At 70.7% G+C, this 8027-nt stretch carries 7 protein-coding genes; 6 read left to right on the top strand and 1 reads right to left on the bottom strand.

The window, feature by feature from the left end:
* The coding region (locus AX721_RS25755; protein ID WP_082769893.1) for a TonB-dependent siderophore receptor at positions 1–2101 on the bottom strand (2101 nt) is incomplete at its 3' end.
* Positions 2102–2778: 677 nt separating this feature from the next.
* On the opposite strand from AX721_RS25755, the gene AX721_RS28855 reads away from it, so the two are divergent.
* The 6 genes from AX721_RS28855 to AX721_RS25730 all read left to right on the top strand — a co-directional run.
* Complete coding sequence (locus AX721_RS28855) at positions 2779–2937, top strand: hypothetical protein (RefSeq protein ID WP_369808048.1); 159 nt, start codon at positions 2779–2781, stop codon at positions 2935–2937.
* Between the two features lie 147 nt (positions 2938–3084).
* Positions 3085–5007 carry an FTR1 family protein gene (locus tag AX721_RS25750; RefSeq protein ID WP_156467381.1) on the top strand — a complete coding sequence of 641 codons (1923 nt, stop codon included), beginning with the start codon at positions 3085–3087 and terminating at the stop codon, positions 5005–5007.
* A gap of 228 nt (positions 5008–5235) precedes the next feature.
* On the top strand, positions 5236–5604 hold the full coding sequence (gene copC / locus AX721_RS25745) for a copper homeostasis periplasmic binding protein CopC (RefSeq protein WP_068878817.1): 369 nt from the start codon (positions 5236–5238) through the stop codon (positions 5602–5604).
* A 3-nt stretch (positions 5605–5607) separates the two neighbouring features.
* On the top strand, positions 5608–6540 hold the full coding sequence (gene copD / locus AX721_RS25740) for a copper homeostasis membrane protein CopD (RefSeq protein ID WP_068878816.1): 933 nt from the start codon (positions 5608–5610) through the stop codon (positions 6538–6540).
* A gap of 97 nt (positions 6541–6637) precedes the next feature.
* Complete coding sequence (locus tag AX721_RS25735) at positions 6638–7000, top strand: hypothetical protein (protein WP_156467380.1); 363 nt, start codon at positions 6638–6640, stop codon at positions 6998–7000.
* A 68-nt stretch (positions 7001–7068) separates the two neighbouring features.
* Positions 7069–8027: TolC family protein (locus AX721_RS25730; protein ID WP_068878814.1), on the top strand; the 959-nt coding region annotated here is incomplete at its 3' end.

Below are 8027 nucleotides of genomic sequence, written 5' to 3'. Positions count from 1 at the left end.
CGCTGGCGTAGCAGACCGACAGCTTCGTCGAGCCCGGGATGTTGCGGATGGCGTCGTCGATCTTGATGTCGAAGTAGTCGACCGTCACCGAGAGACCGGCCACATAGGTGGGCTGGTACACTACGCCGAGGGTCAGGTTCTCGGACTTCTCCGGCTGCAGGTTCTGATTGCCGCCGACCGTGGTCAGCACCGTGTTGCCGAGCTGCACATAGCCGGCCGGCACGCCGGAGGCGCGGCAGTTGGCGACCAGCGTGGCGTTGGTGCTGGTGGAGTAGCGGCTGCACGGATCGGTCGTGGTCAGGTTGCCCTCGGCCACCCCGCCGAACAGTTCGGGGACGCTCGGGATGCGGAAACCGGTGCCGTAGGTGGCGCGGAGGCGCAGGCCATCGATCACCGTCCAGTCGAGGCCCAGCTTGTAGGTCCAGTTGTCCCCGAACAGGTTGTAGTCCGAGTAGCGCGCGGCGGCGTTGAGCTCGAGGCGCTCGACCATCGGCATGTCCGCCAGCAGCGGCGCCGACAGCTCGGCATAGGCTTCCTTGGTCTTCACCTGGCCGCGGATCGGCTGCTGCTGGTTGGTGTTGGCGACCCCGAGGACCGTCAGGGCGTCCGGGTTCCGATAGCCGACCTCCTCGCGGTAGACGGCGCCCGCGGCCACCGCCAGCGGGCCGGCCGGCAGCTGGAAGAGCGTGCCGGTGATGTCGGCGGTGACGCTCTTCTGCTCGTTGCCGCCGTTGTCGCGGGTGGTGGCCAGGATGTAGTTCAGCACCTGCGGGGTCAGGTCGCCCGCGCCCAGGTAGTCGCCGCAAGGGGCCGTGGTGGTGGCGCCCGGCAGACAGGCGGCGAGGGTCTCGCCGACGCGCTGCAGGTTGGCGATGTTGGTGGAGCCGTCGACGCCGGTGGTCTTGCCCCAGTTGCCGGCCACTTCCCAGGTCCAGTCCCCAGCGAACTTGCCGCGCAGGCCCCCCACCAGCCGCCAGGTGTCGGTCTCCTGGAAGAACTGGCGAGGGCCCGGCTCAGCCAGGCGGCGCTGGATGAGGGTGATCTGCTGGCCGGTGGGATTGGTCCGGTTGGCGGCCGGGATCACCAGGTTCCGCAGGGTGCCCGGCGTGGCGATCTGATCGCTCTCGCGGTTCGTGAACATGAACTCGCCGAACAGTTCGACGTCGTCGGTGAGGTCATAGTCGCCGAACACGCCGACGCTGATCCGCTCGATGGCGCTCACCGCGTTGAGGAACGAGTTGGAGTTGAAGTTGTGCTTGGCGGCGCTGTAGGGCTCGAAGAAGTTGCCGTTGCCGCCGGGCGTCTGGTTGAAGTTGATCTGCTGGCCGTTGGGCAGCACGGCGCGGCCGCCGATGGTCGAGGCGCTGCCCACGCAGACCAGCCGGCCGCCGACTTCGCCCAGGCCGCAGGGCTCGCGGTCGGCCATGTTGACGGGCTTGGTCTTCTGGTAGTTCACCGCCGCGGTGAAGCCGCCCTTCTCGCCGCGCAGGCCCCACAGCAGGTCGCCGGTGTACTCCTCGCCGTCGCCCTCGTCGGTGACCCCGTACTTGCCGGTGACCTGGACTCCTTCGAAGTCGTTGCGGGTGATGATGTTGACCACGCCAGCCACCGCGTCGGCGCCGTAGATCGCCGAGGCGCCGTCCTTCAGCACGTCGATGCGGCCGATGATGGCGGCGGGGATGGTGTTCAGGTCGACCGCGCTGTTGGCGCCCGTGCCGCCGTAGACGACGCGGCGGCCGTTCAGCAGCACCAGGGTCCGGTTGATGCCCATCCCGCGCAGGTTCACCTGGGCGGTGCCGTAGCCGTTGCCGGTCCAATAGGCGTTGGTTTGGCCGCCGGCGTTCCCCGCCGAGGCCGGCAGGCGCTGAAGGATGGTCTCGACGTTCGCCACGCCGGTGCGGGCGATCGCCTCCTCGGTCACCACCGTGGCCGGACCGACGCCGGTGATGTCGGTGCGCTTGATGCGGCTGCCGGTGACGACCACTTCGCTCACGTCGGCCGCGCCATCGGCCGCCCCGTCGGCGGCCACCGCGGTGGTCCCGGTCATGGCCAGCGCGACACAGGCGCTCGCAAACAGCCGACGCTTCGAAAACTGGTTCATGCCACCCCCTCGTGGACGATCGGAGCGGCCCGCGACGCGTTCCGCCGGCTCCGTGTTTCCGAGTTCTCGGTTCGCGACGACGAGGGAGTCAAGTCATGTATATACATAAGAACCCGCGCCGGCCGGCAGCATTTTGCGACGATCCTGTGAACTCCGACCACACATGTGTCGGTCAGCACGGTCAATCCGCAAGGCCATGCCCCTTTAGTGCACCGTCCCGGTAAAATTCCCGCTTTCTTCACCGAACGCTAAGCACAACGTTCCTGCCGCCGCTGGCGCTGCTTTTGTAGACGTCATGCAGTCAGTCGAACAGCTTCCAACTTCGGGAGACTTCGTCTTGCAAGGGTGGGAATGATGTCAATGTCGCTCTGTGGTTGCTTAGCAGAGCTCACCTAATCTTCCCATTATTGGAAGCTTTTGACAGATCCGCAGCGGCCAACGGGTGGTTCTGGGAGCGAGCGCAGCCTTCGCCCATTCGGCTGTGCCGACCGGCCCGCTGCACGGTGGCGCGAACCATGTCTACTACGAGGGGCGGCCGTCATCGTGATCCCTATCTTGCTCGGACGACTGTTCGAGGCCCAGGCCAAGGGGGCGCACCAGCGAGGCCATCCGCCGACTGATCACCCTGCAGGCCAAGACCGCACGGGTGGTGCGAGAGGCTCGAGGCCGAGGTTCCCATCGCAGACGTCCGCCCCGGCGACCTGGTGAGCGTCCGCCCGGGCGAGCGCGTCCCGGTGGACGGCGGATCGCCCCTACACCGCGCAGTTCCTGATCTGCGACCGCTGTGGTCGCAGCGAGGAGACCACGAGCGACGCTCTGGACTTGGCGGGACGTAGCCGCGGTGCGTGGGTTCGAGGTGAGGTCGGCGATCCTCGAGCTGCACGGTCTTTGCCCCGGCCTGTCATTGAAGGAGGGCGTTGAGAACATCTCGTCGCGGCTCCGCCAAGCTGCTACAGATAATCATTCTCATCTCCGGACCCGCCGTGCGCCCGCTTTTCGTTCTCTTGCTTACGCTTGCTGCCCTGCTCGGCGCCTCATCGTGTGCCCTGGCGCAGGACACGCCGGCCTCGCAGACTGCCTGGCGGCTGCTCGACTACGTTGCGGTGGACTACGGTGGCGCGGTCCAGGACGGGCGCATCGTGAGCGCGGCGGAGTACGCCGAGATGATCGAATTCACCGCCTCCGTACGGCGGCTGATCGCCGAAGCGCGCCCGACCAACGCCCAACCGCTGCTGCTGCGCGAAGCAGAGGCGCTTCAGCAGGCGGTGGCGCGCAAGGCCCCTCCAACGGATGTGGCGGGGCTCGCCCGCAGCCTCGGGGAAGCGGTGCTTGCCGCCTATCCGACGGCGATGGCCCCGGCGCGGCCGCCGGACCTGCGGCAGGGCGCGGCCGTCTATCAGCAGCAATGCAGCGGTTGCCACGGCGCCGCGGGCCGCGGCGATGGGCCCAATGCCAAAGGCCTGGCGCCGCCGCCCATCGACTTCACCGACCGCAGCCGTGCGCGGGAGCGCAGCCTGTTCGGCCTCTACCAGGTGATCACCCAGGGGCTCGACGGCACCGCCATGGCAAGCTACGGTCGCCTGTCGGCCGCCGACCGGTGGGCGCTGGCCTTCTACGTCGGTCAGTTCGCCTACCCGCCCGCCGACGCCGCGCGCGGCGAGCGGCTGTGGCGATCGGATCCAGTTCTCCACGCGCAGCTTCCCGACCTGCTGGCGGTGGCCCAGTCAACGCCCGCCCAGCTTGCGGAGAAGGTCGGCGAAGACCGCGCCGTGGCGCTCGTGGCGCACCTGCGCCGAAGCCCGGATGCGGCAATCGCGCCGCCCGCCAGCAGCCTGGGGACGGCGCGCACCAAGCTGGCGGCGGGCGTCGAGGCCTATGAGTCCGGCGCCCGACGCCTGGCCGGCGAGCTGGCGCTTTCCGCCTACCTCGACGGCTTCGAACCGGTCGAGCCGGCGCTGTCCGCCCGGGACAAGGCGCTCATGGTGCGGATCGAGACCCGCATGGCGGCGCTGCGCAGCGCGATCTCGAGCGGGGCGCCGCCGGCCGAGGTTCGGGCTGAGGCCGAGCAGCTGTCGGCCCTCTTCGATGCGGCCGAACGGGCGCTGGCGCCGGAACAGGCCAGCGCCGTATCGACCTTCGCCGGCGCCTTCACGATCCTGCTGCGCGAAGGGCTCGAGGCGCTGCTCATCGTCGTGGCCATGGTGGCGTTCCTCCGCAAGGCGAACCGCAGGGACGTGTTGCCCTATGTGCATGCGGGCTGGGTCGCAGCACTCGCGGCCGGCGGCGCCACCTGGATGGCGGCGACCTACCTCGTCTCGATCAGCGGCGCGAGCCGCGAACTCACCGAGGGCTTCGGCTCGCTGATCGCCGCCGCGGTGCTGGTCTCCGTCGGGATCTGGATGCACAGCAAGAGCCGGGCCGACGCCTGGCAGGCTTATGTACGCGACAAGCTAACCGCCGCGCTATCCGGGCGCTCCGCCTGGCTGCTGTTCCTGCTGGCCTTCCTCGTCGTGTACCGCGAGGTCTTCGAGACCATCCTGTTCTTCGCCGCCCTCTGGACGCAGGGCAGCGCGGCGGCCGTGGTGGCCGGCGTCGCCGCTGCGGCGATCGTGCTGGCGGCGGCCAGCTGGGTGCTGCTGACCTACAGCCGCCGCCTGCCCATCGGACAGTTCTTCGCGCTCAGCTCCATCCTCATGGCGGTGCTAGCGGTGGTTCTCGCCGGCAAGGGCGTCGCCGGGCTGCAGGAAGCCGGCCTGCTCGACGTCCGGCCGCTCGCGGGCATTCCGCGCGTCGCGATCCTCGGGCTCTACCCGACCCTGCAAGGCCTCCTGGCCCAGCTGTTGACGACAGCCTTGCTGGTGATCGGCTTCTGGAGCACCGGGCGCTCGACACGCGCCCCGGCATAGGCCCCGGATCGGGCTCCGGCGCGCCGGCTTTAGCGATACCGCTCCGGTTCAGGCGCCGGGGCGGAGAGCCCCGGGGTGAACTTCGAATGGCCGGGAGTCCAAGTTTGACGCGCTCCCGTGATCCAATCGGTTCCGGTCCAAAAGCCGGCTTCCCGCACACGCCGTGAGGGGTGGACGCCGCCGACGCGTATAGGCAACTAACGACCTCGCCTTCAACAGGACCATTCGATGACCCGCAGACTTCGCCTTTCCGCCGCGGTCGCCCTCGGCGGCGCAGCCCTCTTGATGGCCGGCCAGGCGGCCGCCCACGCCAAACTCGTGGGCTCTGCGCCCGCCGCCGACGCCGTAGTGGCGGCGCCCAAGACGATCAGCCTGACCTTCAGCGAGAAGGTGGTGTCCGCTTTCTCCGGCTTCGACCTGACCATGGTCGAGCACAACATGAAGATTCCGGTGACAACGGCCGTGTCCGCGGACGGCAAGACCATCACCGGCACGCCCCAGGGCGCCTTCATGAAGGGGACCTACAGGGTCCAGTGGCATGCGGCCGGCCCGGACGGCCACCGGATGACCGGCGAAGTCGCCTTCAAGGTGAACTGAGGCGTGCTGGACGCCGCGCTCGTCCTCCTGAGGCTGGCTCAGTACGCGGGCGCGGCGATCCTGTTCGGCGCGCCGCTCTTCCTGCTCTACGCCCTGCCCCGCGACGGCGCCCTTGCGGCCGCTTCGCTGGCATGGCCGAGACGGCTGCTCTTGGGCGGGGCGCTCCTTACCCTCGCAGGCGCGCTGCTGGGCCTGCTGGTCCAGACCGCCACCATGGCCGGCTCCCTGGCCGAGGGCCTGAAGCCCGCTGCGCTCGGCTTCGTGGCCTCCGGCACCGGCATCGGGCGCGCCGCCCTGGTACGGGCGGCGGCCGCGACCTTGTCCGCGGCGGCCCTGCTCCTGCTTCCCGCCGGCCTGTGGCTGTGGCGGGTTGTCGCCGTCTTCGGGTTCGCCGCGGCGGCGAGTTGGGCCTGGATGGGGCACGGCGCCGCGACGGACGGTCCGGGCGGCTCCGTGCACCTCGCCGCCGATCTCCTTCATTCGCTGGCTGCCGCCACCTGGCTGGGCGCCCTGCCCGCGTTCCTCATTCTGCTCTGGCGGCCCAGGACCGTCGCGGCCGACGCCTCACGGGTCCTCCACCGCGCCCTGCACGGCTTTGCCGCAATCGGCTCGGGGGCGGTCGCGACGCTGCTGGCCACCGGACTGGTCAACAGCTGGTTTCTTGTGGGCCTGGAGAAGATCTCTGCGCTGTGGACCAGCGACTATGGCCGCCTGCTCTCCGTCAAGCTCCTGCTGTTCCTCCTCATGCTCGGGCTGGCGGGCGCAAACCGCTACCGGCTGACGCCGCGCCTGGCCGAGGCCCTGGAGGCCGGCGCGCCTGCCGCCCAGGCTCTGACGGCGCTCCGCCGCAGCCTCATGGTGGAGACCGGCGCCGGCGTGGCGATCCTCGCCCTGGTGGCCTGGCTCGGAACCCTGGCGCCGGCGTCCGCCGTATGAGGCTTGATCCGCATCAAGGCGCGCCGCCGTCGATGCCTCTAGGGTGTGTTAGATTTCGTGGACCGAAGGTGGCGCAGGGCGCCGAATGTTGGGCTTGATGGGCGTCCTTAGGCAGATCGTCGCGCTGATGGCCGGCCTGGCCGTCCTCCTGCTGGCGCCGCCCGCGCTCGCGGGCCCCGCGGCCCTTTCCGGTCCGGGCGTCGCCGCGACCGCCATGGCGGCGGACGCCAACGTCGGCGCGCTCGACTGCTGCGACGACCACGACCCAGCCTCACCCGGGTTTGGCGACTGCCGGCCCGGTATGGCCTGCCACGCCAGCCCCCCGGCCGTCACCCCGCCCGAAGCGGGACCTGGCGAGCCGATCGCGACGCGGATCAGCTACGTCCTCAGCTCGGACCATCTCGTGGATTCCCGTCCTCCGGAGGGGATCCTGCGGCCGCCCAGGGCGCTCGCCTCCTGACCCCCGTCGGGCCGAGCCCGGCTCGCCGTCCGGCGCCATGAGCGCCTCGATTCCAGGAGTCCCGGAGCATGTCTCCCCTCAAATGGCTGTGCCCGCTGATCGTCGGCGGGGCGGCCGCGGCCTCGGCCCAGGCCGGGCCGCTCACCTTCGACGAGGCCGTCGCCCGGGCGGGCCAGACCGCGCCGAGCGTGCAGGCGCGCGACCTGCAGCTGCGCGCCGCCCAGGCGGCGGCCCCGGCCGCCAATGAATTGCCCGACCCCCGCCTCAGCTTCGGACTCGAGAACGCGCCGATCAGCGGGCCCATGGCCGGGCGGCTGAACGCCGACGAGATGACCATGGCCCGCATCGGCGTCATGCAGGAGGTTCCCAACGCCGCCAAGCGGCGCGCCCGCAGCACGCTGGCGCAGGCCGAGATCGGCGCGGCGCGAGCGTCGCGCGACCAGGAGGCCCTTGGCGCCCGCCTGGCCGCGGCGCTCGCCTGGCTCGATCTGCACTACGCCCGCCGTCGGCTGGCGGCCCTCGGGGAGGTGGAGGCGTCCCTGGACCCGCTCTGGAAGACACTGCCCGCGCGGCTCGCTGCCGGCAGCGCGCGTCCGGGCGAGACGGTGGAGGCGGACCAGTGGCGCGCCGAGTTGGCCGATCAGCGCAGCGAACTGCGCGCCGCCGAGGCCAGGGCGCGGGCCGACCTCGCCCGCTGGGTGGGCGACCCGGCGCCGCAGCCGCAGGGGCCGCCACCCGCCTTCGCCCTCGACGCCGCCGCGCTCGCGGCCGGCGTGGACCGCCACCCGGCCCTGCGGGAGACTGAGGCCGGGCGGGCCCGCGCCCAGGCGGACGTCAGCGCCGCCAGGGCGGAGAAGCGGTCGGACTGGGCCTTCGAGGCCGCCTACCAGCGCCGTGATCCAGCGTTCGGCGACATGGTGTCGGTCGGTGTCACTGTGAGCCTGCCGCTGTTCGCAAGCCGGCGGCAGGACCCCGTCATCTCCGCCCGAACGGCGGATCTCGCGGCGGCTCGCGCGCAGACCGAAGC

The organism is Phenylobacterium sp. CCH9-H3 (assembly GCF_001557235.1).
In the GTDB taxonomy this organism is placed as follows: domain Bacteria; phylum Pseudomonadota; class Alphaproteobacteria; order Caulobacterales; family Caulobacteraceae; genus Phenylobacterium.
This window is presented reverse-complemented; position numbering and strand designations above follow the sequence as displayed.